The sequence below is a fragment of the Methanocella sp. MCL-LM genome (assembly GCF_049676595.1).
In the GTDB taxonomy this organism is placed as follows: domain Archaea; phylum Halobacteriota; class Methanocellia; order Methanocellales; family Methanocellaceae; genus Methanocella_A.
The window spans coordinates 2,803,586-2,830,435 of the sequence record NZ_CP187259.1; the positions used below are offsets into that span (position 1 = coordinate 2,803,586).

A 26,850-nucleotide genomic window follows, 5' to 3' on the forward strand; every position below is an offset into this window, starting at 1 on the left:
TGATAGGGAGTATTGTATCTATTACAATAAATATTTCACTTTCGAATGGGGGCATACAAATGAATAATGAACAGCAGAATATTGCTGAGATCAGCCTGTCGTCTATAGTCGATTTTTCCGATGATGCTATTATCAGTAAAAATCTCCAGGATATCATCACCAGCTGGAACATGGGTGCGACTGATCTTTACGGGTATACTGAAAGAGAAGCCTTAGGCATGCCCATATCAATTTTATTGCCCCCGGATCAACCCGGCGAAGATCCCCTGCTGGAAAAGATCAGAAATGGCGAACGCATCCAGCATTACGAGACGATTCGCATGCGGAAGGACGGTAGGAGGATTATCGTTTCGCTTAGCCTGTTCCCGATGAAGGACGAGAAAGGAGATGTTATTGGGGTCTCATCGATCGCGCGGGACGTCACCGACCGGATACGGGCAGAGGAGTCCGTCAGGCTGATCAGCGATTATAACCGCAGCCTGATAGAGGCCAGCCTGGACCCGTTAGTCACCATCTCGCTGGACGGTAAGATCACAGACGTCAACAAGGCCACTGAAACAGTCACAGGCTACGATAGACGCATCTTAATCGGCACTGACTTCTCAAACTATTTCACCGATCCTGGAAAAGCCCGGGAAGGTTACTTGAGGGTATTCGAGGAAGGGATCGTTAAGGACTACCCGCTGGAAATCAGGCACACTGACGGCCATGTAACGCCGGTCATCTATAACGCTACAGTGTACAAAGACAAGCTGGGAAAGGTTATAGGAGTATTTGCCGCCGCCCGGGACATCACCGAGCGGAAGAAAGCCGAAGAAGAGCTTCGCCTGGTGAACAGCGAGCTGGAGAAACGGGTACAGCTGCGAACGCAGGAGCTGTCAGACTCGAACACTGCCCTGCGGGAGGAGATCGCCGAGCGCAGGAGAGTGGAGGCAGAGCTTAAAAAGTCTAAGGCCCAGGCAGAGCTATACCTCGATCTGATGTGCCATGACATCAATAACATGCACCAGATCGCGCTTGGTTACATAGAGCTGGCGATGGACATGAATGGAAATGCCGGAGGGCTGTTTCTGGACAGGCCACTCGAGGTTCTGCAGCGAAGTGCCAACCTCATCGATAATGTGAGAAAACTCCAAAAGTTGCAGACGAGTGTGCTACACCGGGAAACGATTGACCTTGCGAGGCTTATCTCAGAGATCGGGAGGGAGTACGAATCCCTGTCGGGGGATAGAGTGAAGCTGGTCTTTGCAAAAGAGGAAAAATACACAGTGCTGGCAAATGAGCTGCTGTATGATGTTTTCTCCAACCTCGTGAGTAACTCGATCAAGCACTCTGCCGGTAATGCCAGCGTTACCCTGGCCATGAGTAAGACTACAAAGGAAAAAACGAGGTTCTGCAGGGTAGCCGTCGAGGACAATGGCCCGGGCGTTCCCGACGAGCTCAAGGAGACCGTATTCAACAGGCTGCTGAGAGGCACGACCAAGGCAAAGGGCATGGGGCTGGGACTGTACCTGGTAAAATCGCTGGTGGAAAGCTACCATGGCCAGGTATGGGTTGAAGACAGAGTCCAGGGTGATTATACGAAAGGTAGCCGCTTCATCGTTTTGATTCCCGCTGTTGACGTTTAGCGGGAGAGCAGTGTGTACCAGTTGCTTAAGCAGGGCATAGTATGCCGATATTAGAGTAAGTATAAGAGGTTTAAGATACTTTTAATATTGATGGCCAGAACCTGCCGAATCGATACTGGTAGATATAAAGCAGTCCTCTTTGACTTGGATGGCGTGATCACCGACACGATGAGCCTGCACTACGAAGCCTATCGCAGGGCCTTCGAGAAGTACGGCATCGCCGTGAGCAAGCTGGATATCTACGTCCTCGAGGGCATGCCGTCGATGGACGTGGGCCGGGAGATCGTCAGGGTCAAAGGTGCCGGGCTCGACGAAGAAGTGATCAGGAAGCTGGTAGAGGAGAAGCGGGAGATTTATCGCGCTCTCGCCGTGGAGCAGGCAGCATCATACCCTGCCGTGCCAGAAACTCTGCAGATGCTGCGGGAACAGGGCATTAAGCTGGCGCTGATCACAGGCAGCAACCTGGTGTCGGTCCGGAAGACCCTGGGCAAAGTCGGCCTGGCGAACTCTTTTGATACAATCGTGACCGGAGATGACACGCCCCGGGGCAAGCCGTTTCCCGATCCTTACAGGAAAGGCATGGAGAAGCTCGGCATACCCGGAGAGAACTGCGTAGTAGTCGAGAACGCACCGCTCGGGATCAAGTCGGCAAAAGCGGCCGGCGCAGGCTACGTGATTGCCGTGACCACAACGCTGCCGCCGGAGTACCTGCGGGAAGCCGACGACATCATGCAGTCGTTTGCAGAGATCGAAGACTGCCTCGCCCGGAGGCTTGGGCCGGAGAAAGAAAACCCACAGAGCAGGTGAGGGCCGACCGCCTGGCGAGCCCGGAAAGGATTATAACTATAAACTATAGTTATTGGTAGATGTGGACTTCGAGAAAGACTATTATGCCATCCTTGGCCTGGAAAGCACGGCCTCGACAGACGAGATAAAGAAGGCATACAGAGTACTGGCGAAGAAGTATCATCCCGATATCAACAAGTCGCCCAACGCCACAGAGATCTTCAACGCAGTCACCGAAGCTTACGAAGTGCTGTCGGACCAGAAGGCCCGGGAAACCTACGATGCGGCAAAGCACCCCCATACCAGGGAAGCCCCCCGCCGGGAGAGAGCCGCGGCGGACGGCGGAAGCTACAGGAAAGCACCTGCGACCGGCAGAAGGACAGTGATCTTCCTGCTCTCGCTACTGGTGCCCGGCCTTGCACAGCTTGGCTCGGGCGAGAAAAAGCTGGGCGGATGGCTACTAGTCAGCTATTTCATCTTCTGGGCACTGGCCGTCATCTACGGGCTTGAGATCGGCATCTTAGCGCTGCTGGTCTGGGGCTACGCGATCCTGGATGCTTTTAGTATCCTGAAGAGAGGGGAAGGTGCTGACAATGCCCCGGACAGGTAAAAAGCTCCGGGCCGTCGTCATCCTTTTGATCATTCTAGCAGTCCTGCTATTGTCAGCTTTTTCTGCCGCCGCATCCGCGAAGGCCACGCCCGTTCCCCCCGCCCAGACCTGCGCGATCAACGGCCGGGTCGTGGACACCCAGGGAAACGGCATCGGCGGCGCCAAGATAACGCTGTATAACATGACGATCATCGACGGGAAGACGTTCGATACAGGGTTGACTACAGTAGACCGAAACCCCCAGTACACCTCTGGAGGCGATAGCGCAAACGCTGGATCCTACCAGTTCACGGGCGTGCCGGTAGGCACTTACGACATCATGGTGGATGTGAATGGCATGCGCTACCCGGAAATCGTGCACGCGACCGGAGGTACTCTGACCACAGACTTTGTGATTTCACCCTCCGGTAACCAGCCCCGGATATCGACCACACCTGTGCCCACTTCAACCACAGGGCCGACGGAAGACCCCATAGTAACAGTCATTCCCGCGGGACCCACGCCCGGGGAGAAGCAGGGTAACGACGACCCGGTGATCCTGCGGGTAACGTTCGGCATATTGGTTGCCCTGCATTTCATAGCGGCCTGCATAGTTGTCTGGCTGGTCCTGAGCAGGCGCGTTTAAGCCCGGGTGGTTGCGAAAGTACCGCATAGCTGCACGGAGCCTGGTTTTACATAAAAAATTTTATCGTCATGCCCTGCCGATTACTGTTTATGAAAGTGATCGCCATTCTCTCGAGCCCGCACGGCAGACGTAATTCACGCTCAGCTGTTCGACTGCAAGTACGCGTTCTCTGTCACCACCTCCTGCGAGGGTAACGACGGACATCTTCCGGAGAAATACAATAAAGAGCGGTGGGCTTCCGACTACGCCCGCTGGCTCAGCAAAGGCTGGCTAAAGGAATAACGCCGGCCTATTCAGGGGATATAAGCCTGAAGTGCTCCACGACCAGGATCGTATGATCGTCGAGCACGAGCCCCTTCTTTTGAAGCTCTTCAGCCCAGCTGCGGTGGTGCGCAGCCTTGAACTCTTCTACGGAGCTACAGCACTCACCCCGGGCGATCTCCTCCCCGGCTTCGCCGAAAGGCAGCTCGTACACCTTTTCGACCAGGATCCGGCACCTCGGCTTGCCCCGCCGGTCCGTAACCAGGAGGACATCGCCAGGCACGGCAGGCTCCTCTTCGGTATCCGCGTAGTATTCCGATGCCACCGAGCAGGTCACCGTCTTTTTACCGGTGAGCACCTGCTCCAGCAGGTGATCATCGTTTTCGTCCCTGCCCCAGAAGGTGATTTTCTTCACGGCCAGCCCTCCCGGGCTTATTGGTACCGGGGCAGATATAGCTGTCGGAAAGATAAAGTATAAATCGGAGGGGTACACAGTGGCATGGCATGGATGCGGCCGTTCTGCAGTACTGGCTTCAGGGAGTACTGCTGGGTCTGGCCTACCTGGCCCCCATCGGCATGCAGAACCTGTACGTGATGAACACGGCGCTACGCATGGGGCCGCTGCGCACCTACCAGGTGGCAGGCATTACCACTGCTTTTGACATTTCTCTGGCGCTCAGCTGCTTCTTCGGGGTCGGTCTGCTGCTGGAGAAAGTGCCAGCTTTGATTAATGTGATGCTGCTGGTAGGATGCCTGGCGCTGGCCTACTTTGGCATCCGGATGATCACGTCGAAGCCAGCCACCGACCGGGAAGTAAACGTCAGCGAGCCGCTGCTGAAAGTCACCCTTGCCTGTTTCGCAGTGACCTGGCTGAACCCGCAGGCGGTCCTCGACGGCACCATGCTGCTCGGCAGCATGAGGGCGTCGCTGCCGACAGATATGGCTGCCGCGTTCATCGTGGGAGTCGTCACGGCTTCCTGCCTCTGGTTCGGCGGCCTCGCCACAGTGACCAGGGTCTTCAAAAGTGCGCTCGACGACCGGGTCATGAGAGGCATCAACGTGCTCTGCGGGATCATCATCATCCTGTACGGGCTCAAGCTTGGCTACGAGCTGGTACAGGCAGTATTTTAGGGATACGGACAAGCCAGCTTACAATTTTGCAACTTTGCAAAGACTTTTTTAACTAACAGCGATTATAATACAAGCACTTAGGGAGTTATGGGAATGACCCGAAAAGTAATTCTAACGTTAGCTGTCCTGGCGGCCATCATCGTTGCCACGACGCTGAGCGGATGTACGACTACGACCACCACTACGCCTACTGCAGGCGGGGAAGCAACGCCGGCTCCGACTACGAGCGGTACCACCACGGTAACCGGCGGCGCGCCGACTGTCACCTACGACGGCGACAACTTCAAGATCGCCGGTTCGAAGGGCGGCAGCGTCAAGGCGAACATCAAGGAAGGCGGCTACCTCATCGAGTACAAGCATAAGGGCTACTCGTTTACGTTCAAGATGGGTACTTCTACCTTGAACCCCGGTGGCCAGTACCCTGATGCCACGACCGGCTGGGCCGAGTTCGAGAAAGTGCAGAGATTCTACAGCGGCGGAGAGATGGAGTTCTCCGTAGAAGCCAAGGATCAGTACGAGATCACCTTCACGAAGCTCCCAATGAGCGCTACTGCAGACACATTACCGAAGACCTACTCGGATAAGGGCTTAAAAGTCGTCGGACCGATGAGCCTCAAAGAGGGACAGGTCAACTTAAAGATCAGCGCCCCTGATCTCAAGCAGGCAGGCTTTACCGTTGAGCTCTATGACGGCACCACTGGCGTGAGCGAAGCGCGTGCTGTGCCCGCTGGCAATGCCAACAATTTCGACGGGACAGTGCCCCTGACAATCGACGCAGATGGCACATACCTGCTAGAGGTAAGCGCCAACGGCCAGGCCGAGTGGACTATCGAAGTCTCTCAGTAGATAAATCTTAAAAACGACCTTTTTCTTTTTTTCTCTTCATGTCCAAAACTATGCGATCATACATATAGATAGATTTAAGTATGTACATATATGATTATATAATCGGCCCATAATACTCGGGCCCCAGGGAGATCCTGAGATGTCACTAGTAGACCTTAAGACTGACAATCCCGTCCTGTCGAACATCTACAGCAGGCGGTCGATCAGGAATTTTACGCCGGAGCCAGTACCAGATGAAATTATTGAGGAGATAATTAAAGCCGGCACATATGCGCCCAGCGCTGTGAACAAGCAGCCCTGGCGGTTCGTGATCGTCAAGAACAGAGAGCTGATCCATCGCTATGCCGAGCAGGCTAAGAAGGGCTGGCTGAAGCTGTACCAGGGCTCGGACGACCCGGAAAGACAGGGACTGGTCAAGTTTATGTCCAGTCTAAAAACGGACATATTCTACGACGCCCCGGTTCTAGTACTCGTCTTTTCCAGCCCGGACGCCTTCAGAGGCGATATTGACTGTACTCTCGCCGCCGGTAACATGATGCTCGCCGCTCATTCGATGGGCATCGGCAGCTGCTGGATTGGCCTGGCCATGGCGCTGGGCTCTGATCCGGCTTTCCTCGAGGAGATAGGCGTGCCACAGGATTACAAGCTGATAGCCCCCCTGATTTTTGGTTACCCGGAGAAGAAAAGTCCCAGGGCACCTGCCAGAAATAGAGACGTCGTGCTGAAATGGATCGAGTAGGCTTGAGCCTCAGAACTCAAAGCCATGCCTCAGCATGGCTTCTAAAACTATTTTACACATGAGCGATGAACATACCAGTAATGACAGGTAAAACTGGCACTGATGCAGGCTGCGGTGGCGCTGCGAACCAGGCTGCATGCTCCCGCCCAGGGATGCCGCCGGCAGAGGAGATCAAAAAGCAGTCTGAGTTCTTCAAAGCCATCTCTGATCCGGCGAGGGTCAGGATCATCTACGCCCTGAAGGACGGAGAGCTCTGCGTATGCCAGCTGATGCAGCTTATGGACATGCCCCAGACAGTCGTATCCCATCACCTGAAGGTGCTTAAGTACGCGGGCATCATCAACGACCAGCGATCGGGTAAATGGATTTACTACTCGCTCGTCGACAGCCGGGCGCTGGCAGTGCTGGACGCCCTCGGGACCAGATAGCCAGCCCGGGCGCTCGATCTGGAAGGCTGCGGAAGCTTCCGCGATATGCTTTTAAAGTTACAGCAATAACATCATGGTGACTACACATGGGCAGGATACTGATCGCTACGGACGGCTCGAAATACAGCAACTTAGCCGTCGATTACGGTGTGACGATGGGCAAGAAGCTCGGCTACGAGATCCTCGGGCTTTACGTCATCAATATGAAGAGCCTCGAGATCTACGCTCTCGAGCACCACGACAACATTTCGGGGTACGAGGCAGAAAATGCGAGGCTGAAGAAAGAAGGCGAAGCAGCGCTCGGGTACCTGTCTGCAAAGTGTAACGAGCAGGGAGTCAAAGTCACCACTACCATCTTAAGAGGCTACCCGGCAGAGGACATCATCAAGCTCGCGGAGAGCGAAACAGTGGACATGATCATCGTGGGCAACCTGGGTAAGACCAACCTTGAATACATGTTCATGGGCAGCGTCTCTGAAACTGTTGTCAAGAGAGCCCCGTGTCCCGTACTTGTTGTGCGGGGTAAAATCGACATAGCCTGACAGCCAGGCGATAAATTTTTTTTAAATTTCTGGCAGCCTGACCGTGGCCAGGAAGGGCGGGACCTTGAGCATTTCCGTAACTTCTTTAAGCTCCTTTTCCCGGTATTCCAGCGCTATGGCATCGCTGATGCCGCCAATGGCATCGTCGAAGCTGCGGGACTGAACAAAGATGTCGCCAGCCTGAGGAGCACGGGCAACGTAAAAAGAGGAATCGGCATTTTCGTGGGAAGAGATGGTAACTAAAAATCGGTTTATGTGCGTACCGTCCAGCAATGCAAGAGGAACGTCGACAACGCAGAACACGGGTTCGCCAGAGACGGAGCAATTTGCCGGCAGGCCGGCTTCGGCCAGCTTTTGTTCCGCGTTACATAAAGCGAGATACGGATCTTTGCCATGCGCCCGTATTGCAGACCCGACAATACTTGCTTCATAGCCGCCTTCCGCCGGGGATATTACTGCCGTGCCCCAGCGGGACTGCTGGTCAGGTGACACGTCGATCGTCGCCAGGATAGGACACTTGGGCATCTCCCGCATCAGGTCGTGCAGGCCTTCGCCCTTGTACCGCGTCTCGATGATATCGCACAGCCTGGTGATAGCGTCCTTAATGGTCTTGCCGGAGTCGTGGAGGTAGTTGGTCGGGCAGGACGCCTCGAAGGAGCGCCGGCCCCGGTAATCTTCGACCTCGTCTACACGGCAGGGGAACCACTGGGACTTGTACCCGGTTTTCAGATGTACGGTGACCCGGGCCAGCGTCACGAAAGAATGCAGCCTCCTGTGCCTTGGCAAAGCGTATAATCCCAGCCCTACATCCTTCCGGATCTCCCGGGTAAGATTACGAAGCGAAGTATCAAGCTGTCTGCCACGGGCAACAGAACAGGCATGTTCGGAAACATAAAAAGCATCTGGACCGCGCGACCGGTAAATGATCGCATCTATCCTACCGGACAAGTCTTCCCTGGCTATACCGGACATGAGTAGTCATCCTGGCCGATCATTTAAACACTTTGTCGTGAAAAACGCCTGCTGCGCAGTCAGAATCTACCTATTCGTCACCTTCTGCGCCCTTCTTCTTCCAGATTTCGGGGGGAGACAGCGCAAAGCCTGCAACAGCGCGGTAACCGGCTGGTGACACACAGGAATATCCTCGCAGCCCTAAGCGAACGATGCCGGAAGGACTTGTAGACGTGGCCGGTATTTCTGGAGTAAAACAGAGCCGTGAATGTCTGATCAAATGTGAACTTATATCTCCGTGGCTTCCGACTTTACTTTACGGGAGGTGCGACGGGCGGATGGATGACAGGGAAAGCCTGATCAGGCTTGGCACATACCTGGGCGTCATCAAGGACAGCTCCACTGCCCGGCGCTTGTCGAGCTGCCTGAATGATAGAGACGCGGGTAAATGGCTCCTCGCCTCGGCAGAGATTCTAAAGAAGCCCTGTGGAATCAAGGGTACTGAGGAAATGACCACGATCATCCGCTCGACAGATTATGATCGTCTGCCATTTTCCGATTCCAGCGCTGTGGACGCGCTGGCCCGGCAGGTCTACGAGAGGCTTGCTGCCGCTTTTGCCCGGGAAGGACAAATCCCGGCATTCGACGATTTTCTTCCCTACTTTTACCAGTATTTGAACCGGGTGGAAACGACGGTCCGGGGTGCGTTGTTTACGGCCGGCATTAAAAAGGAGATAGTAGATCTGGCTAATCCCCTGGCATTCGAGACAATCGCAGAGCTGAGACACCTCCCGGGCAGGAAATACGGTGAAACTTCGTCCCTGCCCGGCAACGTACGCCAGGTGACTGCCATGGTAAGATACATCCACATCCTGATCGATCGCTACGATAAGATATGCCTCGGTAAGGAGCTAAGTGACAGTGTCCGGCAAAACCTGGACAGGCTGTCAGCCTATCCGTGGTACTTTACGATGCAGGAGAAGAAGCGGAAAGCGGAGGCGGCAAGACCGCTGACCCGGGCCCTGGAAAAGCTCAGAGACTGGCCGGAGAACGAACAAGATAAGCAAGACCTGATCACGGCCCTGTCAATCATGCTTTTTAACATCCTCCCGTCCCTGCAGCTGGCAGAGTACATAACAACGCTGCGCCCCGGGCCTGCAAACCGGTACCTTCGGCACGGATATTTCGCGTTGCTGGCGCTGAACAGCCTGCTGGCTGACAGGCCCGGGCCGGCCGCGCAGTTCGCAGAAAAAGCTTACGAGATAGCACCTGAGGCAGATCTGAAAGCATACGACTGCCTGCTTTCAGGCTGCATTAAAGTGCACCTGAAGGCCTACGAGGAGGCGATCGAGACGTTCGATGCGGGCCTCGGGCTCGCCGATCGGAAAATCCGATCGCTGATCAAGTTTTACACTGGTATTCTACAGTATGAGTTGGGCAATCCGGGGCTTGCGATCGACAGCTTCAGGGAAGCGAGGGCCGGCAGCACAGACGAATGCGATGCGATGACCCTGGGAAACAACATAGGCACCTGCTATATGGCCCTGGGAAACCCGAATGCGGCGCTTAGAGCCTTTGAGGAAGCCGAAAGCTCGTTCTCCGTATACAGGCAGGCTGACGGCCCGCCAGATGCGAACCGCTACTTATGGCCAGATGGGCATTGTGTACCTGAGCATGCGGGAGTTTGAGCTGGCCGGCCTCAAACTTTAAAAAAGCCCTCAGGACTTCCCGGGAAGCGGGCAATTCCAGGAACGTGGCTGATCAGCTCATAAACATAGGCCTGGCAGCCAAGGGTAAAAAAGAGTACACGACAGCTGCGAACTATTTCGCCTCAGCCCTGAACTACTCGTGTAGCATCGACTACGTAGAAGGTGTATTGTACTCCAGAGAACAGCTACGCCAGGCGCTGGCGCTCGACTGCAGGCACGGGGATATCCACCCCATTGAGAGGGACGTGATCAGGCGGCACCCCCGCTTCTCCAGCCTCCTCATGGCGAGGCGCTGGTAGGCAGGTAGGTAACCCTTTTATACTCGACACAGGTAAAGTGACAGCGATGAGTGACCGGGAGATCGTCTCAGCCCTGAAGTACGTTTCGAGGATGAAGCCATCCTTCATGCTTTCCGAGCTGCGGGACTATACGAATGAGGAAGTGAGCACGGCGGACGTCTATAAGGTGGTCGAGCCGCTGCTGGACGAAACAGGGCTCCGGGCGACGCCGGAGGGTGAGGACTACCGCATCGAGCGGCTGCCGACGCCGGTCCGGCTTACGCCTGGCAAAGAGGAACTGGATAGAGTAGAGACCTTTTTCAAGGCTCCGAGGGTATCAAGGAAGCTTGAGCGGCTCATAGAGAACTACGTGGAAAGGAAAACCCACAGGCAGTACGATGACCCCGCGGTGCTGGAGAAGCTCCGGCAAGCCGTCCAGGCGCAGAAAACCCAGTACTGGAAGGAGGGCAAAGCCCGCCAGATCGACTATGCCAGCGGCTACAGCGTTCTAGGATATCTGACTTACCAGTTCCCGGTCTACTTCGTCCAGTTCCAGTATCTTCTCCAGGACCTGCTCAAGGACGGCCTGCTCAAAGACAGGATCAAGGTACTGGATATCGGCACAGGCCCGGGCACAATACCGCTCGCCATCGTCGATTTCTACAACCGCCTGGACAAAGCGGAAGCAACTGTTTATACGCTGGAGAAGTACGACGAGAACATAGAAGCTTATACGATCCTGGTGCCGGAATATGCCGGGCTGAAAGGCCGGGTAAAGATCGAGAAGCCAGTGAAGGCCGATCTTATGGATAAGCCTGCTGTGCCGGATGGCATCGACCTGATGGTCTTCTCCAACGTCCTCAACGAGATCGACGCCCCCTTCGACGCTAAAGTAGATGCGGTCGCTGCCATGGCATCCCATCTGGCGCCCGACGGCAATATTGTCATTATCGAGCCGGCCGATAAGGAGAACTCCACGAGGATGCGCAGGCTGGTGAGAAAGCTGCTCGACAAAGGCCTGGGCATATACAGCCCCTGTGCATTCATATGGTGTGACAAGTGCAAGGCAGACATGTGCTGGAGCTTCGAAGAGAAGGCGGACATCCAGCCTCCAGACCTCATGAAGAAGCTGGCGGACACGGAAGAGTCTTACAAGTACCTGAATACGGACATTAAATTTTCCTATGCAATCCTGAGGAAGGACAGCCTCACCCGGGAGAAGTACCGAGTACCCAGAAAGGCGAGCGTCATGCGGCTCTCCATGCTCAAAAAGCACGTCGAAAAGCGCCTGAACGTCGTCGCCACCGTTATGTCCGGCGATCTTGGAGATAAGAAAGACCACGTCTTCAAGATCTGCGACGGCACCCCCGCCGGGCAGACTTACGCCATGCTGGCCCAGCACAACGTCAAGCCTGACAACGAGGCGCTGATAAAGGCGAAATATGGCGATGTCCTGCACTTTGAGAACGTGCTGGTCCGGTACAACAAAGAGAACGACTCGATCAACTTACTGGTCAGCAAGGGCTCCATCGTCACTTCGGTCAACGCTGAGGAGAGCGAAGAGTAACGGCACAGCATTTTCGCTTTTAACCGCGGAGATGCACAGAGACTCACCGAGACGCACAGAGATTTACTTTAAAAAGTGAAAAGTTCATAATCCATATCGAAAAATCTATGTGCCTCTCTGTGCTCTCTGCGGTAAATAATGAAAGATACGATAGTTAATGGTTTAGCCTCCGGGCTTTGGTGCCATCGACCGGAATATCGGCGGGCGGCTCGGGGTCTTTTGTATAGTCCCGGGCTTTTTCTCCGGAGGTCCAGAATCGTTCCCGGATGATCAGGATGTTCCGCCGGAGCTCCATCAGGGGCTCGTACAGCTCGTGGATTTCACCCTTCCACACGTCCGAGGTCCAGTTTTTCTGCTTCTCGTCCAGATCCAGGAGCATGAGGAAGACATCCGAGTAGTGCTCAAGATTCCTGACATCTTTTTCCAGCTCTTCCTCGTCGGCGAGCATCTTGGCGATGATGGCGTTGATGTTCTGGTTGGCGTGTTCGAGCATATCTTCGCGAGAGGGCATGATCATATCTCCTGCAAGTTCCGGCAGCCGCGGATGCTTATAAGTATATGAGATATGGGCTAGTTCAATTAAATAGTTATTTCTGGATTAAAAAAGAGACTTCGGCTCAGCGCTCTTATTTGAACGCGTCGCCGATCTTCTCAAAGATATTCTTATGCTTGCCCTTCTTCGCCTCTTCCTTCTCGGCGGCCAGGATCTCGGCATACATCTTCCGCTGGCTATCAGAGAGCTTTGCCGGCGTCTTGATCACGACTTTGACGTGCATGTCGCCTCGCCTGTTGGCTCGTAAGCTCTGGATACCCTCGCCCTTCAACCGGAAAACGGTGTCGGTCTGGGTGCCGGCCGGAATTTTGATCCGGGCTTTGCCGGTCAGCGTCTCAACCTCGACCTCGTCGCCTACCGCCGCCTGGGCGAAGGAGATGGGCATGAGGCAGGCGATATCCTCGCCGTACCGCTGGAAGAACGGGTGGGGCCTTACCCGGATGTGGACATAGAGGTCGCCGGGCATGCCGCCGGGCATCGGGGCGGGCTCGCCTTCCCCTGTGATGCGGAGCTGCAGGCCGTTGTCGACGCCTGCGGGTACCCGGACCAGGACTTTGCGGACTTTGCGGGTCCTGCCCTTGCCCTTGCATTCGGGGCACGGGGTGTCGAAGGTCTTGCCTTTTCCAGCGCAGCGGGCGCAGGGGCCTACCCGGACCATCTGGCCGAACAGGCTCTGGGTCACCTGACGCACCTGGCCACTGCCGTTACACTGAGGACAGGTGGTGACCTTCGTCCCGGGCTTCGCACCCGAGCCGTTGCACACGTCGCAGGGCTCCAGGCGGGGGACGACGACTTCTTTTTCGCAGCCGAAGGCCGCTTCTTTGAAGTCGATGTCGACCTCGTGCCTGAGGTCGCTGCCCCGGTTAGGCTGGCCTCTGGAGCCGCCGCCTCCCCGGCCGAAGAACATGTCGAACAGGTTGTCGTAGTCCCCGAACCCCATGTCCCTGAAGATGTCGAAGTTGTTGAAGATGTCCGACTGAGAGTAGCCTTCCATGCCCGCGTGGCCGTACTGGTCATATTTGGACCGTTTCTGCTCATCGGACAGGACGGCGTAGGCCTCGGAGATCTCCTTGAACTTCTCCTCGGCCCCGGCCTCTTTGTTCCGGTCGGGATGGTACTGGAGCGCAAGCTTGCGGTACGCCTTCTTTATATCGTCCACGCCAGCGCTCTTGTCGACTCCAAGTACCTCATAGTAGTCTCGCTTGTTTCCAGCCACAGTACAATCCCCGGAAGCGTTTTTACTTCTTGTCGTTGACTACTTCGTAGTCGGCGTCCACGACATTCGGGTCCTTGCCCGGGCTGCTGCCAGAGGTTTGCTGGCCACCTGGCTGACCCTGCTGTTGGGCCTGCTGTTGCTGGGCCTGTTGCTGCTGGTACTGCTGCTGGGCGTTCTGGTACAGGACAGTGGCCACCTCGTTCATGGTCTTGGTGAGGTCCGCTGTCGCGGCCTTGATCTTCTCGAGATCGCCGGTCTTCTGGGCTTCGCGCAGAGCATCGGAGCCCTTGGTGACGCGCTCCTTCTGGTCTGCGGTGATCTTGTCGGCCGCGTCCGCGAGCGTCTTCTCGGAAGAGTAGAGCAGGGTATCTGCCTGGTTCATAACCTCGGCCTTCTCCTTCTTCGCCGCATCGTCGGCCGCGAACTTCTCGGCGTCCTTGACCATGCGCTCGATGTCGGTCTTGTCAAGTTTCGTCGACGCGGTGATTGTGATCGCCTGCTCCTTGCCAGTGCCCAGGTCCTTGGCCTTGACATTCATGATGCCGTTGGCGTCGATGTCGAAGGTGACCTCGATCTGGGGGATGCCACGGGGTGCCGACGGGATGCCGATCAGGTGGAACCTGCCCAGCGTGGTGTTGTCGTAGGCCATAGGCCTCTCGCCCTGGATGACGTGGATCTCTACCGAGGTCTGGTTGTCGGCCGCGGTGGAGAACACCTGGCTCTTCCTCGTCGGGATCGTGGTGTTGCGCTCGATGAGCCTGGTGGCCACGTTGCCGAGAGTCTCGATGCCGAGGCTGAGCGGGGTGACGTCCAGCAGCAGCAGGTCCTTGACCTCTCCGGCCATTACGCCGCCCTGGATCGAGGCGCCCATCGCGACGCACTCCATCGGGTCGATGCCGCGCTCCGGCTCCTTGCCGAAGAACTTCTTGATCGTCTCGATGACGACCGGCATCCTCGTCGGGCCGCCGACCAGGATGATCCTGTCGATCTGGTTGGCCGCGAGCTTTGCGTCGGAGATCGCCTGCCTCATCGGGGCGTAGCAGCGGTCGACGACGTCTCTCACTAATTCTTCGAGCTTGGCCCTGGTGAGCACCATGTCGAGGTGCTTGGGACCGCTGGCGTCTGCGGTGATGAAGGGTAAATTGATCTGGGTCTGCAGGGTGCTGGAGAGCTCGATCTTGGCCTTCTCTGCCGAGTCCCTGAGCCGCTGCATCGCCATCTTGTCGTTGCGGAGGTCGATGCCCGTGTCCTTCTTGAACTGGCTGGCGATGTAGTCGATGATCTTGTTGTCCATATCGGTGCCGCCCAGCTGGGTGTCGCCCGACGTGGAGAGTACTTCGAATACTCCGTCGCCCATCTCCATGATGGTGACATCGAGGGTGCCGCCGCCCAGGTCGAAGACCAGGATCTTCTGGCTGCCCTTCTTGTCCAGGCCGAAGGCGAGCGCTGCCGCGGTCGGCTCGTTGATGACACGGAGGACTTCCAGGCCTGCGATGGTGCCTGCATCCTTGGTCGCCTGGCGCTGGTTGTCGTTGAAGTACGCCGGCACAGTGATGACTGCCTTCGTGATCTTCTCGCCCAGGTAAGCTTCCGCATCCTGCTTGATCTTCTGGAGGATCATGGCAGAGATTTCCTGCGGGGTGTATTTCTTGCCGTCGATGTCGACCTTGTAGTCAGTACCCATCTTGCGCTTGATGGCCATGATCGTGCGCTCGGGGTTGGTCACAGCCTGGCGCCTGGCCGCTTCTCCGACCAGCCTCTCGCCGGACTTCGTGAACGCCACTACTGACGGGAACATCCTCGCGCCTTCCGCGCTGGGGATGATAACGGGCTTGCCGCCCTCCATGATTGCCGCTTCTGAGTTGCTGGTCCCTAAGTCAATTCCTAGAATTTTGGACATTTGCAATCTACCTCTTTGATACTTTCACTTTCGCGTAGCGAATGACTTTTGAATACAACATGTAGCCCCGCTGGAACTCGTCGAGAATCGTGCCTTCCTCGACCTCCTGCGACGCTTCCTGCATCATCGCTTCGTGCAGGTGCGGGTCGAATTTCTTGCCCACCGCTTCGATCGGCTTCAGGCCGTGCTTTGTCAGAGTTGCCGCCATCTGGGCGTAGATCATCTCCAGGCCTTTGGCCATCTGCCCGTCGCCCGCTTTCCTGGCGTTAGCCACGGCACGTTCCAGGTTCTCGTACACGTCGATGAGCTCGAGGATGAGCCCCTCGTTAGCGTACCGGACGACGTCTTCCTTTTCCCGGGCCACGCGCTTTTTGTAGTTCTCGAAATCCGCCTGCAGGTAGCGCAGACCGGTCAGGTACTCCTCCACCTGTCGCGTAAGGCGGGCGACTTCGTCGCCTTCGTTCGGTTCCTCGGCTTGTGCCTGCCGATCAATCTTTTCAGCTTCGTCCCTGGCAGGGACGCTTTTCGAGTCCATACATGCCCTCCGTAGCCCGGTTATTATATAGACGGGTTTAAAGTAATGTTTGCACTTCTATATATAGTTTATCGTACAACCGATCAAGTAACTGGCGCACCGACCGCGGTGCGATCACGGCGTGGTCCACGATATGCACAAGTGCAAATGCAATCGTATACGCGGTAAATTAAAACCTGCAACAACCCTGTAATACAGGGTATAAATTAGAAGCGGCAAAGCATAAATATTTTCCAGCTTCGCCAGTTTTCAGATGAGAAAGAGGCGCAAAGCGAATTTTTTTGGGCCCCTTATTACAGACCCACGACGTCCTGCCCTCGCAGCGAAAAGCCACTACCATAAGGCTTTTTAAAGAAGAGCGGCAATTGGTATTATTATGCCCGGGGATAAGGCGCTGCTTTATAACCGCAGGCTGGAAAAAAGACTGGGTTGCCACTATGGAACGTGTTTCAACAGGCATCGATGAGCTGGACCAGTTCATCAGCGGGGGTTACCCCCGGGGCAAAAGCGTGCTCGTGACCGGGACCCCCGGATCAGGTAAAACTATCATTGCCATCCATTTCATATACCGTGGCTGCCTCGACGGCAAAAAGTGCATTTACATAGCCACTGAAGAAGAGCTCGAAGATATTCTTCACCAGGCCGAGAGCATCGGCCGGGACATCCGGCAGTTCTACGAGTCCGGCCAGCTGAAGATCATCAAGCTCTACGAGGAGAGAGCCTATACCACCATTCAGACCATGTCGCTGGGCTTCGAAAAGATCGATAGCCTACAGTCGGACATCATCAGCCTCGTCGAAAAAATACCCCGAGAGACCGATCTGGTCGTCATCGACAACCTGGGCGTCTTCACCTTAAACATGTCCATGGACGAGTTCCGCAAGCAGCTCGACACCCTCAACCTATTGCTGGCCAAGCAGCACTTCACTTCGCTCTACATCATGGACGACACCTCCAACCGCCGCACGGAGGGGGTAGCCTCTTACTCCGCCTATGGCGTCATCCGGCTCTCCATCAAGGAGAACCCGTACACGAACCTGAGAGAGCGGCACCTCGAGATCAACAAGATGAGAGCCACCAGCATCCCGCTGGAGAGCTATGCTTTCAACATCACGTCCGAGGGCATCAGGATATTGCAGAAGAAAGGTGTCTGGTCCCTTTAGGGACAAGAGTGCATAGGGTCGTCGCAGCCAGCGCCTGTCGGCGATAACTCTTTATATTCAAGTGTAAACAAATAATCGATGGCTAATTTACAAAAATATGTACTTACTGCTATCATAATTATCACAGTCATTGTTGCGCTGTCAGCCGGAACCTATTACTTATTCTTAAAACCTGGCGAAGCTCTAAGTCCAGAGCAGACAGCGATCGATATCGCCCTGAACACCCCGGCTTCGAAAGAAGCTGCATCCCAGTACGGCCAGTTCGAGCCCGGAGTGGTCGTAGGGAATGTCACCCCATCCAGCGAGAGCCAGCTGTCCGGCTACATCAATGCCTCTGGGGTACTGCTGGAAGTCCCCGCCACATACGGGGGCTGGGCAGTAGGCGAGAACCTCGTCTTCACCGTTGACGTGCAGAGTAAACAGATCATGTGCAGGGAGCAGTACTTCCGCAGGACATTCCCCGCAACAGCTACAGCCATCGTGCCACCCGGGGCATCCTGGTATCACAGAGTATACGGAGCTCAGGGACTCCATGGAGCTGATACCTACACATACAAGGCTGACTTCACATACGAGCCCAGAAACGCTTCGGTTTACCAACAAGTTATGTCAGGCGAGGAGCTGAGCCACTATCGGAACAGAACAGAAAGCCGAGCGATAGAGTACACAGGTGCTCGCGACAATGGCACGGTTTCAGCACCTGGCAGCCTGGCGGTGAACAAGAGTATACACTCTTCTGGACAGCGGATTTCTAGCGGTACAGGACCGCTTCCTGAGGCGCTCTACCTGGTCATCGAGAACAGGGACAGCGAGCCGGTAACTGTCAGCTACCAGGCTCTCATGTAGAGGTAAAGATCACTGTTTTACCCGCATTATCAACAGGTCTTCCATGGTCTCTTTTTTCCTGTAGGCCATGCCCTGGAAAATCGCAATCAGGGCGCCTTTGTCATCCGTGATGTCGATGGAATAGGTCCCGATGCGGCCGCCCAGCGACGTTTCCCGGGCGGTGGCAGTCAACACGCCTGACGGGACTGCTTTAACGTATGAGATACTGCAGTTGATGGCTACGGCCACCGTACCGTGGGAGTTACAGGCCGCGGCGAAGGCGTAGTCGGCCAGCGTAAAGAGTGCTCCGCCGTGGACCGTCCCCACGCCGTTGAGGTGGTGTTTTCCGATCGCCATTCTGGCCCTGGAGTTCCCGCCCGCGGCTTCTAGCAGCTCGATGCCGCAGTGCTGGGCGAACAGGTCGTTATCCCGGAAATACTGTGCGATGTCAGCCAAGATGATACCATGCCTGATTAGGGCACATAGATATTAACCGTTGTCACGGGCAAGGACAGACGCGTAAGTACTGTGTCGATATCCTCAAGTACTGCTCAAAATGCGTGTACCGGAGAATCATGCTGTGATTACCTCAGGATACTTATTAATAAATTTGCCAGAAAACTCGTTCTGGAGAAATTATTATGGCACAGATGACAATGCAGAAGCCGCCCTCGGGACTTGAAGACGGCATCGAGAAGATGTCGGCGACGCAAGAGTTAGGCCTCGAGCATGCCGTGTTAGACCGAATTATGCTGGCTATGCATCATTCGATGAAGATGGCCGGCAAGGGATCGAAGTCAAGCCTGGAGCCCTGCGTCAGAGGTTGCGAGATCATCAAGCAGGTCGTGGACAAGCACCACATGGTGATGGAAGAAGAGGAGATCTACCCGAAGTTCGAGAACACCAAGCTTTCCGACATGGCGAGGGTTCTGAAGGACCAGCACATCGAAATGCGGAAGATGGTGGCCAGGATGGAGAACCTCGCCAAAAAGGGAAGCGACATCGAGGATCTCAAGAGCACCTTCATGGACTTCCACGACATGGTCATGGCTCACGCAGCCTGGGAAGAGACCGTACTGTTCCCGTGCATGGAGGGCACCTGGTCCGAGAGCGACCTGGACGACCTCAAGGAGACCCAGGAGAAGCACGAGAAGAAGCTCCTCGGCGAAGACGCGACCATGAAGATCTACGGCATGGTAGCAGATCTGGAGTCTTCTGCTGGCATCACCAGCCTCAAGGACTTCACCAGGAGAGCAAAATAAATCTCTTTTTTGCAGAGAGCCATCCCCGACAGGGATCGGCTCCTTTACCCTGCTGCCGGGGGTAACTACGGCAAAGATTATGTCCTCCGCGCCTTTAAGGATAGCAAACACGTGGTAAGGATGGTAGACGCAGGTATTTTTCAAGCCAGCCTGGCCAAGGCCAGAGCCCTCTCGGATCTCGTGAGGACAGAGCTGCCCCTGTCTGCGGGCATATGCGTGGTGGCGGGGGAAATACTGGCACTGGGAGGCCTGCCTTCGATACCCGTAGCGGCCCTGGGCTTCGCTACCGGCTTTTTCATCTCGGGTTCGGCGATGATCACCAACGAATACTTCGATCTGGAGGTCGACCGGATCAACCACCCGGACAGGCCGTTACCTTCGGGCAGGGTTACCATACCGGAGATGGCGCTGATGGCGGTGTTGTTTAGTATCGGCGGCCTCGTCGCTGCGGCGCTGCTAAGCCCCGTACTGCTCGCCCTCGCCGCCCTGCTGCTGGTGATCGGCATCCTGTACAACTGGAAACTCAAAGAGGCGGGCCTGCCCGGGAATATGATGGTGGCAGCCTCTGTGGGCATGACGTTCGTGTGCGGAGGGATGGCCGCTGGAAAGCCCCTGAGCGGCGTGGTCTGGACGTTCGGCGCCATGGCTTTCCTGTTCGATCTCGCTGAGGAGATCGCCGGAGGGGCCATGGATATGGAAGGCGATCGCCAAAGAGGCGCCCGGACGGTGGCGCTGACGTACGGCAGGCAGCCCGCGCTGCGGGTATCCATGCTGCTATTCGCCGGGTTCATCGGGCTCAGCCTGCTGCCGTACCTGGCAGGCTGGCTGGGCTACGGCTACCTGGCCGCCATCCTGCTGGCCGATACAGCCATCGCCTATCTGGCCTTCGGGCTTTACAGGAGCCTGACACCGCAGGATGGCCGGGCGAATATGCGCCGGCTCTACCTGACGATGACGCTCATGATCGTAGTAATACTGCTCTTGATAGTCGCTAACATCGCCTGACCGGCGACACCCTTTTAAAACCGGTAGCGCAAGTGCCGGATCAGCCTCCGGTAGAAGCCAAGCCTGCCCAATATGCCAGACATCACGCGCTGCAACCTCGACTCCGACAGCCGATCGACGAGCTCAGGCATGGTCAAAAAGGAGACCGAATCTATCAGCTTGAGATCAGGAACCTGCTTTTCGAGCTCCAGAGGATCACCGATACTCCATGCAAGGGTAATGCCTGACGCCCTGACGGCCGGGATCAGAGATATCAGCCTGGTCATCAGCCGACTATAGGCGTCGAAAACGAACTCACCAGCCGGAAATTTCTCGGTGATTCGTTTGAACAGAGCCAGCGCCGCATCTTCCGCAAGGTACATCACCAGCCCTTCGGCAACCACCAGCACCGGCCTGTCAGAGGGTATTACATCAAGCCACTTCAGATCTGTGACTGAAGAGCTGATCATGGTGTAGTTTTGGCGATCTGGATACAGGCGCTTGCGCAATTCGATCATATCCGGGTAATCGATGTCGTACCAGAGGGCGCATATTGAAAGCCTTGAGCCGGGCAGGTAAAACCGGCCGCCGGCCACACAGTACACAAGTAGCTGGCAGGATCGACCGCCATTATTGTAAATTAACTATTTCGAGCCGGTGTTATAACTTTACCAGGGACTACAGAGGATTACATGCCGGTAAATGTGCCCTCAACCAGGAAACCGGAAGATAGCCGGATTGTGGTCCCCGGGCGAGTGCTGGATAGCCTGACGCGGAACCGGGGCCGTTACCTGCGAGAGCTGGCGGAATTTTTGGAGATCCCGAGCGTCGGCGCAGATCGGCACCATACAGCCGATATGAGAAGGGCGGCGGAGTGGTTCCTGGCGAGGGTGGAAAGGTCGGGCTTTTCTGGAAAAGTGTTCGAGACGCAGGGACACCCGATAGTCTACGCGGAGCGATGCCCGGATAAAGCAGCGCCGACACTGCTCGTTTACGGCCACTACGACGTCCAGCCGCCCGGGCCTTTGCATGCCTGGAAAACTTTGCCTTTCACCCCTGTCGTGAAGGATGGAGCCATATATGCCAGAGGGGCAACCGATGACAAAGGTCCGGTGCTCACGTACCTGAACGCCATGGACTCCATCATCGCCGCCGAGGGCACTCTGCCCCTCAACGTCAAACTGCTCGTGGAGGGAGAGGAAGAGATGGGCAGCCCGAATATAGAGCGGTTTGCCCGGGAGCACCGGAGGATGCTGAAGGCCGACACCCTCGCGATGTCGGACACTACCCGGTACAGTAATAGCGTTCCGGCTATCCACTACGGGTACCGGGGCCTCGTCAACATGCAGATCGAAGTGACTGGCCCGGCCTTCGGCGTACACTCGGGCGTATTCGGCGGCCTCGTAAGGAACCCTGCGATGGTGCTGGCCAGAATCCTCTGCCACCTGAAGGACGATGACGGCAGGGTGACGATACCGGGATTTTACGATCACGTCAGGGGGGTGGAGCAGTGGGAGCGAAAAGAAATGGCCAGCCTGCCGGTCGACGACGGAGCCCTGAGACAATACCTGGGCGTGGACACGCTGGCACCTGAAAAAGGCTTCACCCTGCCAGAGAGCCGGTACTTCCGACCAACGCTGGACGTTACGGGTATCCAGGGCGGCCACGAGGGGGAAGGCATGAAAACTATCATCCCCTCGCGCGCTATCGCAAAGATAAGCATGCGGCTGGTGCCCGACCAGAAGGCAGAAGTGATAGGGCCGCTGGCCGCAGACTATGTTCGCTCGCTGGCGCTGCCGGGCGTCGGGGTGGCGATCACCCACTGGTACGGAAACGACCCGCTGGTCGTGCCCACAGATACTCCGGCCATGGCGGTGGCGAAGCGAGCCATCGAGTACGGCTTCGGCCGGCGGCCGGTGCTGGCCCGGACAGGCGGCACAGTGGGAGCGGTGACAGCGCTACACAAGGAGTTAGGCATCGAGAATATCCTCATGATGGGCTGGGGCAGCCCGGAAGACGGCGCTCATGCACCCAACGAGCACTTCGAGATATATGACTTCGACAGAGGCATGAAAACGGTTGCCGCACTGCTTTACGGGCTTGCGACTATAAAAAGTGATAGCACTGGCTTGAAGCAGCAGAGGTAACAAAAATATTCGGCTCAAAAGTTTTGGTAGCTGATGGGCCCGCTGCGATTTGAACGCAGGACCTCTCGGTTATCAGCCGAGCGCTTGTCGCTGCTTTTGGCAGTTCCGACCTGGCTAAGCTACGGGCCCTTAATTACCTGTATACTATACCTTGCCTTTGCACAATACAGTACACTAAGAGTAATAGTGTATGGAAAAGGCAAGTTTCGGGGTCTGACAAATCACCATTGTAAGGTGATGGGCCCGCTGCGATTTGAACGCAGGACCTCTCGGTTATCAGCCGAGCGCTTGTCGCTGCTTTTGGCAGTTCCGACCTGGCTAAGCTACGGGCCCGACATCTCTGTAAAAGGCCCTACTACTACATAAAAGTTATGGGCGAAATAGGCTATCGAGCACTTCTACTTAAATACTCACAATGTTTTAATAGCAGGAACTCGCAACTAGGCTCGATTTTCGGCTATGAAGTGTGATAAGTGTAACCGTGAAGCGGTCATTTACCAGAAGTATTCCGGCATGCACCTGTGCAGCCTCCACGAGATCGCCGACGTGGAGCGCAAGATCAAGCGCAGGATGCGCAAGGAAAGGATGGCCAAACCAGGCGATCACATAGCTGTGGCCATGAGCGGTGGCAAGGACAGCGCTGTTACGCTGTCAATCCTCATAGACACATTCACTACCAGGTCAAACATCAAATTCTCCGCCATCACCGTCGATGAGGGCATCGAAGGCTACAGGAACGAATCGATCCCGTTCGCGAAGGAGCTATGCGACCGCCTTGGAGTGCCTCACTACGTCGTCTCGTTCAAGGAAGAGATCGGGCATACGCTGGATGATATACTGAGCAGGGAGCGCAAAGAAGCGTCCTGCACCTACTGCGGCGTCTTCCGCCGCACCTTGCTGAACCGGAAGGCGAGAGAGATCGGCGCCAACAAGCTCGCCACCGGCCACAACCTCGACGACGAGGCGCAGGTAGTCCTGCTGAACGTCATGAACGGAGACGTCGAGCGGCTGGCCCGCCTGCGGCCCTCCAGAGCGCAGGAAGGGCTGATCCCCAGGATCAAGCCGCTGATCGACGTGCCGGAGAAGGAGATCGCATTATACGCCTTCCTGAAAAAGCTGCCGTTCTACATGGGCGAGTGCCCGTACACCAGCGAATCGTTCCGGGGCGAGATCAAGGATATGCTCAACGACTTCGAGGCCAGGCACCCGGGCACGAAGTACTCGGTCCTGAGCGGCTTCGAGAACATGATCGACTGCCTGAAAGAGAAATACCCCCAGGTGCCGCTGGCGAAGTGCGAGGTCTGCGGGGAGCCGGGCATCCAGGGCGTATGCCAGGCGTGTAAACTGAAAAAGCGGGTCAGGATAGACTAGTAGGACCTGGATAAAACGGGGGCTGAAAGCCCCGTACTATTTTCCCCGATCATCGTTTTCTCCGGAGCAGTCTGAAGAGCAGCGCCCCCATCCCGATCCCGAGTAAGCCTTCGATACCCGTTGCCGGCACTGGCACCGGAGTCGCAACTCCCGGTGGCGGAGGCGTGATGAAGATCGAGGGCTCTGCCGTTGGAGTCGCCGTCGGCGCAGGAGCCGGAGTAGGCGTGACAGGCAATGGTGTCGGCGTGGGCGTGGCCGGCTGTGAAGCGTTCACAACATCGGACAGATTAGAGCCTGGCGGTACGATGAATTCCCCCGATGGCACCCGCTGGTAGGGATTCGGTATGCTGAGCGGCGGACCATAGGGGCCCGTAGGTGCTTCGGTCTGCGGGAACCGGGGATTCACTTTTAGCAGGTACACCTGAGAATTGGCGGGCCTCATAACCCGGAAATCGTCCCCGCCTGCAAAGCCCTTCACATCTATCGACCCGGTCTGTCCGGCGATGACGTACCCGTCCCCGACAGGAGCCACTGAATAGCCGATATCCCTGCCCGGCCCGCCGTAGGTGGCATTTAAGACGAAGCCGCCTGTCGAATTTGTCTTAACCAGGTATACGTCATAACTACCGTTACCGTATGAGTTGGTATCGCCCACAATAACGTAGCCACCACCGATAGCGGCAAGAGAGTTGCCAGACTCGCGCTCCGGGCCGCCGTAAGACTGGTTCCACACCCTGTTGCCGCTGAAATCGGTCTTCAGCAGGAGCACATCCAGGTTGCCGGTACCACCATACCAGTCCATCGTGCCGGCGACGAAATAGCCATCATTCCCGACCAGCAGGGAATTGCCAGTTTCATCGCCCTCTCCGCCGTAGGTAGTGTTCCACGCCATGTCACCGTTCAGGTTAGTCTTTACCAGATAGACGTCGTCGCTACCGGCACCGTAAGTATTGGTCCTGCCCGCTATGACATACCCGTCACTGACAGCCCCGAGTGCATTACCGAACTCTCCGTACTCCCCGCCATACGTTTTCTCCCAGACGAGGTTACCATTCAGATCGGTCTTCACCAGGTACACATCACTGGAGCCGCTGCCGGAAGACCACGTGGTGCCCGCCACCGCGTAGCCGCCGCTGACGGCTACTACAGAGCGACCCCAGTCGTCGTCCGCGCCCCCAAACCGCTTCTCCCAGACCAGATTACCGTTCAGATCCGTCTTGATTACGTACATGTCTGAGAAACCGACGTCATCCCAGCTCGTGCCCGCGATGACGTAACCGTCGCTGACGGCGATCACAGACCTACCCTCGTCGCTGTTATCCCCACCGAAGGTCCGGTTCCACACCCTGTTGCCGCTGAAGTCCGTCTTCAGCAGGTACACATCGGTGTAGCTTTCTTCTTCCGGGGTAGTGGAACCCGTTACGACATAGCCATCGCTCACCTTCAGGACAGAATAGCCGATGTTAGACCCTTCCGCCCGGCCGAACGTCTTTTCCCAGGCAAGCCCGGGCAGGACGGGCACAGGAGTAGGAGTAGGAGAAACGGTAGGAGTAGCCGTCGGAGTAGGAGTGGGAGTGGGCTCTGTAACCGTTATTAAGACGCTGTCAGGCTCGCTGGCACCGCCGGCATTAGACGCTACCAGAGTCACGTTATACTCCTCCGCGGCACTGAACGTGTGGCTCGGGTTCTGCTCTGTGGACGTGCCGTCCGCCCCGAAAGTCCACAGCCACGAAGTCGGCGAGTTGGTGCCGCTGCCCTGGAAGTCCACGGTTAATGGCGCAGTACCACTCTGCGGGCCAGCCGGGCTGTCGATGCTGGCTACCGGCACAGGCGTAGGTGTAGGCGTCGGAGTAGGAGGAGCGGCCGGAACGATAAACTGGCCGAAGGCCGCGGGACTGGATCCCACAGACACAGTGGTAGTCACAGTGTTCGTAGCCGCATCTACAACTGACACGGTGCTGTCATACTGGTTCACGACGTAGATCGTGCTCCCGTCGGGAGTGAGCGCAACACCGTATGGACCATCCCCCACTGTCACTGTAGCCGTCACGGCGTTCGTCGCCGCATCGATCACAGCCATTGAGCTGCCTTCGCTGTTCACGGCGTAAATAGTATTGCCGGCAGGGTTCACCGCAACCGCAAAAGGATTGTCACCCACTGTTACTGTGTCTGTTACGGCATTTGTGGCAGCATCGATCACCGATACGGAATTGTCATCGTAGTTTGCCGTATAGACAGTCGTTCCCGCAGAGTTCACCGCTACCCCATAGGGGCCTTCTCCCACAGTCACAGTGTCAGTGACCGCATTGGTTGCCGCATCGATCACCGATACGGTACCGGCGACCATGTTAGTCACGTAGATCCTGGTCCCCGCTGGGTTCACCGCAACGCCGTAAGGTTTTGAGCCGACTGATATAGTGCCTGTCACTGTGTTTGTAGCCGCATCGATCACCGACACGGTGTCGTCGCCGAAATTTGTCACGTAGACAGTAGTACCGGCAGGATTCACAGCAACACCCGAAGGCCCGGTTCCCACAGTCACAGTAGCCGTAACAGTATTCGTCGCTGCGTCGATCACCGACAAAGAGTTACCCCCACGATTCGTCACATAGACAGTTGTCCCGGCAGGATTCACCGCAACTCCAATGGGACTTGACCCCACAGCCACTGTCGTGGCCACGGTGTTTGTCTGAGTATCGATTACCGAAACAGTCCCGTCCCCAAAGTTCGTAATATAGGCATACGGGCCGGCTGCGCTTACTACCAGGGTGAACGGCATCAGCGCTACCAGGA

Annotated in this window: 27 protein-coding genes and 2 tRNA genes; 18 read left to right on the forward strand and 11 right to left on the reverse strand. The window is 56.3% G+C overall.

All coding sequences use genetic code 11. The features are described 5' to 3' along the window. Nucleotides 1–59 precede the first annotated feature (59 nt). The 4 genes from ACPLPM_RS14340 to ACPLPM_RS14355 all read left to right on the forward strand — a co-directional run bounded on the left by ACPLPM_RS14340 (nucleotide 60) and on the right by ACPLPM_RS14355 (nucleotide 3,649). A complete protein-coding gene (locus ACPLPM_RS14340) occupies nucleotides 60–1,628 on the forward strand; it encodes a PAS domain S-box protein (protein WP_424357456.1) in 1,569 nt (522 codons plus the stop codon). A 90-nt stretch (nucleotides 1,629–1,718) separates the two neighbouring features. Beyond that, nucleotides 1,719–2,435 carry an HAD family hydrolase gene (locus ACPLPM_RS14345; RefSeq protein WP_424357457.1) on the forward strand — a complete coding sequence of 239 codons (717 nt, stop codon included), beginning with the start codon at nucleotides 1,719–1,721 and terminating at the stop codon, nucleotides 2,433–2,435. A gap of 61 nt (nucleotides 2,436–2,496) precedes the next feature. Continuing rightward, entirely contained in the window at nucleotides 2,497–3,024 is a 528-nt protein-coding gene (locus ACPLPM_RS14350; RefSeq protein ID WP_424357458.1) for a DnaJ domain-containing protein, read from the forward strand. Beyond that, nucleotides 3,008–3,649: a carboxypeptidase-like regulatory domain-containing protein gene (locus ACPLPM_RS14355; RefSeq protein WP_424357459.1), complete on the forward strand. Its 642-nt coding sequence runs from the start codon at nucleotides 3,008–3,010 to the stop codon at nucleotides 3,647–3,649. Before ACPLPM_RS14350 ends, ACPLPM_RS14355 begins: the two co-directional genes overlap by 17 nt. 289 nt (nucleotides 3,650–3,938) lie before the next feature. On the opposite strand, the gene ACPLPM_RS14360 is transcribed toward ACPLPM_RS14355, so the two are convergent. Further along, entirely contained in the window at nucleotides 3,939–4,325 is a 387-nt protein-coding gene (locus tag ACPLPM_RS14360; protein ID WP_424357460.1) for an ASCH domain-containing protein, read from the reverse strand. Between the two features lie 89 nt (nucleotides 4,326–4,414). On the opposite strand from ACPLPM_RS14360, the gene ACPLPM_RS14365 reads away from it, so the two are divergent. The 5 genes from ACPLPM_RS14365 (at nucleotide 4,415) to ACPLPM_RS14385 (ending at nucleotide 7,596) form a co-directional block, all read left to right on the forward strand. Continuing rightward, entirely contained in the window at nucleotides 4,415–5,041 is a 627-nt protein-coding gene (locus tag ACPLPM_RS14365) for a LysE/ArgO family amino acid transporter (RefSeq protein ID WP_424357461.1), read from the forward strand. Between the two features lie 93 nt (nucleotides 5,042–5,134). Beyond that, a complete protein-coding gene (locus tag ACPLPM_RS14370) occupies nucleotides 5,135–5,887 on the forward strand; it encodes a hypothetical protein (protein ID WP_424357462.1) in 753 nt (250 codons plus the stop codon). Nucleotides 5,888–6,026: 139 nt separating this feature from the next. Continuing rightward, a complete protein-coding gene (locus ACPLPM_RS14375) occupies nucleotides 6,027–6,626 on the forward strand; it encodes a nitroreductase family protein (protein WP_424357463.1) in 600 nt (199 codons plus the stop codon). Between the two features lie 80 nt (nucleotides 6,627–6,706). After that, complete coding sequence (locus ACPLPM_RS14380) at nucleotides 6,707–7,054, forward strand: ArsR/SmtB family transcription factor (RefSeq protein WP_424357464.1); 348 nt, start codon at nucleotides 6,707–6,709, stop codon at nucleotides 7,052–7,054. A gap of 86 nt (nucleotides 7,055–7,140) precedes the next feature. After that, entirely contained in the window at nucleotides 7,141–7,596 is a 456-nt protein-coding gene (locus tag ACPLPM_RS14385) for a universal stress protein (protein WP_424357465.1), read from the forward strand. A gap of 21 nt (nucleotides 7,597–7,617) precedes the next feature. Here ACPLPM_RS14385 and ACPLPM_RS14390 read toward each other — a convergent pair whose 3' ends face one another. After that, on the reverse strand, nucleotides 7,618–8,382 hold the full coding sequence (locus ACPLPM_RS14390) for a hypothetical protein (RefSeq protein WP_424357466.1): 765 nt from the start codon (nucleotides 8,380–8,382) through the stop codon (nucleotides 7,618–7,620). Nucleotides 8,383–8,885: 503 nt separating this feature from the next. Here ACPLPM_RS14390 and ACPLPM_RS14395 point away from each other — a divergent pair. The 3 genes from ACPLPM_RS14395 to ACPLPM_RS14405 are packed head-to-tail and all read left to right on the forward strand — an operon-like array spanning nucleotide 8,886 to nucleotide 12,101. Continuing rightward, nucleotides 8,886–10,235, forward strand: a complete 1,350-nt coding sequence (locus ACPLPM_RS14395) for a tetratricopeptide repeat protein (protein ID WP_424357467.1) — start codon at nucleotides 8,886–8,888, stop codon at nucleotides 10,233–10,235. Next, nucleotides 10,232–10,555: a hypothetical protein gene (locus ACPLPM_RS14400; RefSeq protein WP_424357468.1), complete on the forward strand. Its 324-nt coding sequence runs from the start codon at nucleotides 10,232–10,234 to the stop codon at nucleotides 10,553–10,555. Before ACPLPM_RS14395 ends, ACPLPM_RS14400 begins: the two co-directional genes overlap by 4 nt. Nucleotides 10,556–10,601: 46 nt before the next feature. Next, complete coding sequence (locus ACPLPM_RS14405) at nucleotides 10,602–12,101, forward strand: small ribosomal subunit Rsm22 family protein (protein WP_424357469.1); 1,500 nt, start codon at nucleotides 10,602–10,604, stop codon at nucleotides 12,099–12,101. Nucleotides 12,102–12,255: 154 nt separating this feature from the next. Here the strand turns inward: ACPLPM_RS14405 and ACPLPM_RS14410 are convergent, their stop codons facing one another. From ACPLPM_RS14410 to grpE, 4 genes are all read right to left on the reverse strand, one after another. Then, on the reverse strand, nucleotides 12,256–12,612 hold the full coding sequence (locus ACPLPM_RS14410) for a hypothetical protein (protein WP_424357470.1): 357 nt from the start codon (nucleotides 12,610–12,612) through the stop codon (nucleotides 12,256–12,258). A 115-nt stretch (nucleotides 12,613–12,727) separates the two neighbouring features. Beyond that, complete coding sequence (gene dnaJ / locus ACPLPM_RS14415; protein ID WP_424357471.1) at nucleotides 12,728–13,870, reverse strand: molecular chaperone DnaJ; 1,143 nt, start codon at nucleotides 13,868–13,870, stop codon at nucleotides 12,728–12,730. 22 nt (nucleotides 13,871–13,892) lie between these two features. Then, a complete protein-coding gene (dnaK, locus tag ACPLPM_RS14420; protein ID WP_424357472.1) occupies nucleotides 13,893–15,770 on the reverse strand; it encodes a molecular chaperone DnaK in 1,878 nt (625 codons plus the stop codon). A 7-nt stretch (nucleotides 15,771–15,777) separates the two neighbouring features. Then, nucleotides 15,778–16,305, reverse strand: a complete 528-nt coding sequence (grpE, locus tag ACPLPM_RS14425) for a nucleotide exchange factor GrpE (RefSeq protein WP_424357473.1) — start codon at nucleotides 16,303–16,305, stop codon at nucleotides 15,778–15,780. Between the two features lie 437 nt (nucleotides 16,306–16,742). Here grpE and ACPLPM_RS14430 point away from each other — a divergent pair, with 437 nt between their 5' ends. Together ACPLPM_RS14430 and ACPLPM_RS14435 are read left to right on the forward strand one after the other, a co-directional pair. Continuing rightward, nucleotides 16,743–17,468: an RAD55 family ATPase gene (locus ACPLPM_RS14430; RefSeq protein ID WP_424357474.1), complete on the forward strand. Its 726-nt coding sequence runs from the start codon at nucleotides 16,743–16,745 to the stop codon at nucleotides 17,466–17,468. Nucleotides 17,469–17,546: 78 nt separating this feature from the next. Beyond that, a complete protein-coding gene (locus ACPLPM_RS14435) occupies nucleotides 17,547–18,314 on the forward strand; it encodes a hypothetical protein (protein WP_424357475.1) in 768 nt (255 codons plus the stop codon). A 9-nt stretch (nucleotides 18,315–18,323) separates the two neighbouring features. Here the strand turns inward: ACPLPM_RS14435 and ACPLPM_RS14440 are convergent, their stop codons facing one another. Then, nucleotides 18,324–18,752, reverse strand: coding sequence for a PaaI family thioesterase (locus tag ACPLPM_RS14440; protein WP_424359990.1), 429 nt, complete (start codon nucleotides 18,750–18,752; stop codon nucleotides 18,324–18,326). A gap of 182 nt (nucleotides 18,753–18,934) precedes the next feature. Between ACPLPM_RS14440 and ACPLPM_RS14445 the strand changes: the two genes are divergently transcribed. Together ACPLPM_RS14445 and ACPLPM_RS14450 are read left to right on the forward strand one after the other, a co-directional pair. Beyond that, nucleotides 18,935–19,555, forward strand: a complete 621-nt coding sequence (locus ACPLPM_RS14445; RefSeq protein WP_424357476.1) for a hemerythrin domain-containing protein — start codon at nucleotides 18,935–18,937, stop codon at nucleotides 19,553–19,555. Between the two features lie 9 nt (nucleotides 19,556–19,564). Then, nucleotides 19,565–20,560, forward strand: coding sequence for a UbiA family prenyltransferase (locus ACPLPM_RS14450; protein WP_424357477.1), 996 nt, complete (start codon nucleotides 19,565–19,567; stop codon nucleotides 20,558–20,560). 14 nt (nucleotides 20,561–20,574) lie between these two features. Here ACPLPM_RS14450 and ACPLPM_RS14455 read toward each other — a convergent pair whose 3' ends face one another. Then, on the reverse strand, nucleotides 20,575–21,135 hold the full coding sequence (locus tag ACPLPM_RS14455) for a class I SAM-dependent methyltransferase (RefSeq protein ID WP_424357478.1): 561 nt from the start codon (nucleotides 21,133–21,135) through the stop codon (nucleotides 20,575–20,577). Between the two features lie 96 nt (nucleotides 21,136–21,231). Between ACPLPM_RS14455 and ACPLPM_RS14460 the strand changes: the two genes are divergently transcribed. Beyond that, nucleotides 21,232–22,686: a dipeptidase gene (locus tag ACPLPM_RS14460; protein ID WP_424357479.1), complete on the forward strand. Its 1,455-nt coding sequence runs from the start codon at nucleotides 21,232–21,234 to the stop codon at nucleotides 22,684–22,686. 34 nt (nucleotides 22,687–22,720) lie between these two features. Here the strand turns inward: ACPLPM_RS14460 and ACPLPM_RS14465 are convergent. Then, nucleotides 22,721–22,815, reverse strand: a tRNA-Ile gene (locus tag ACPLPM_RS14465). 109 nt (nucleotides 22,816–22,924) lie between these two features. Next, a tRNA-Ile gene (locus ACPLPM_RS14470) sits at nucleotides 22,925–23,019 on the reverse strand. Nucleotides 23,020–23,145: 126 nt separating this feature from the next. Here ACPLPM_RS14470 and ACPLPM_RS14475 point away from each other — a divergent pair. Continuing rightward, complete coding sequence (locus ACPLPM_RS14475; RefSeq protein WP_424357480.1) at nucleotides 23,146–24,057, forward strand: TIGR00269 family protein; 912 nt, start codon at nucleotides 23,146–23,148, stop codon at nucleotides 24,055–24,057. A gap of 49 nt (nucleotides 24,058–24,106) precedes the next feature. On the opposite strand, the gene ACPLPM_RS14480 is transcribed toward ACPLPM_RS14475, so the two are convergent. Then, nucleotides 24,107–26,836, reverse strand: coding sequence for a beta-propeller fold lactonase family protein (locus ACPLPM_RS14480; protein WP_424359991.1), 2,730 nt, complete (start codon nucleotides 26,834–26,836; stop codon nucleotides 24,107–24,109). Nucleotides 26,837–26,850: the final 14 nt, after the last annotated feature.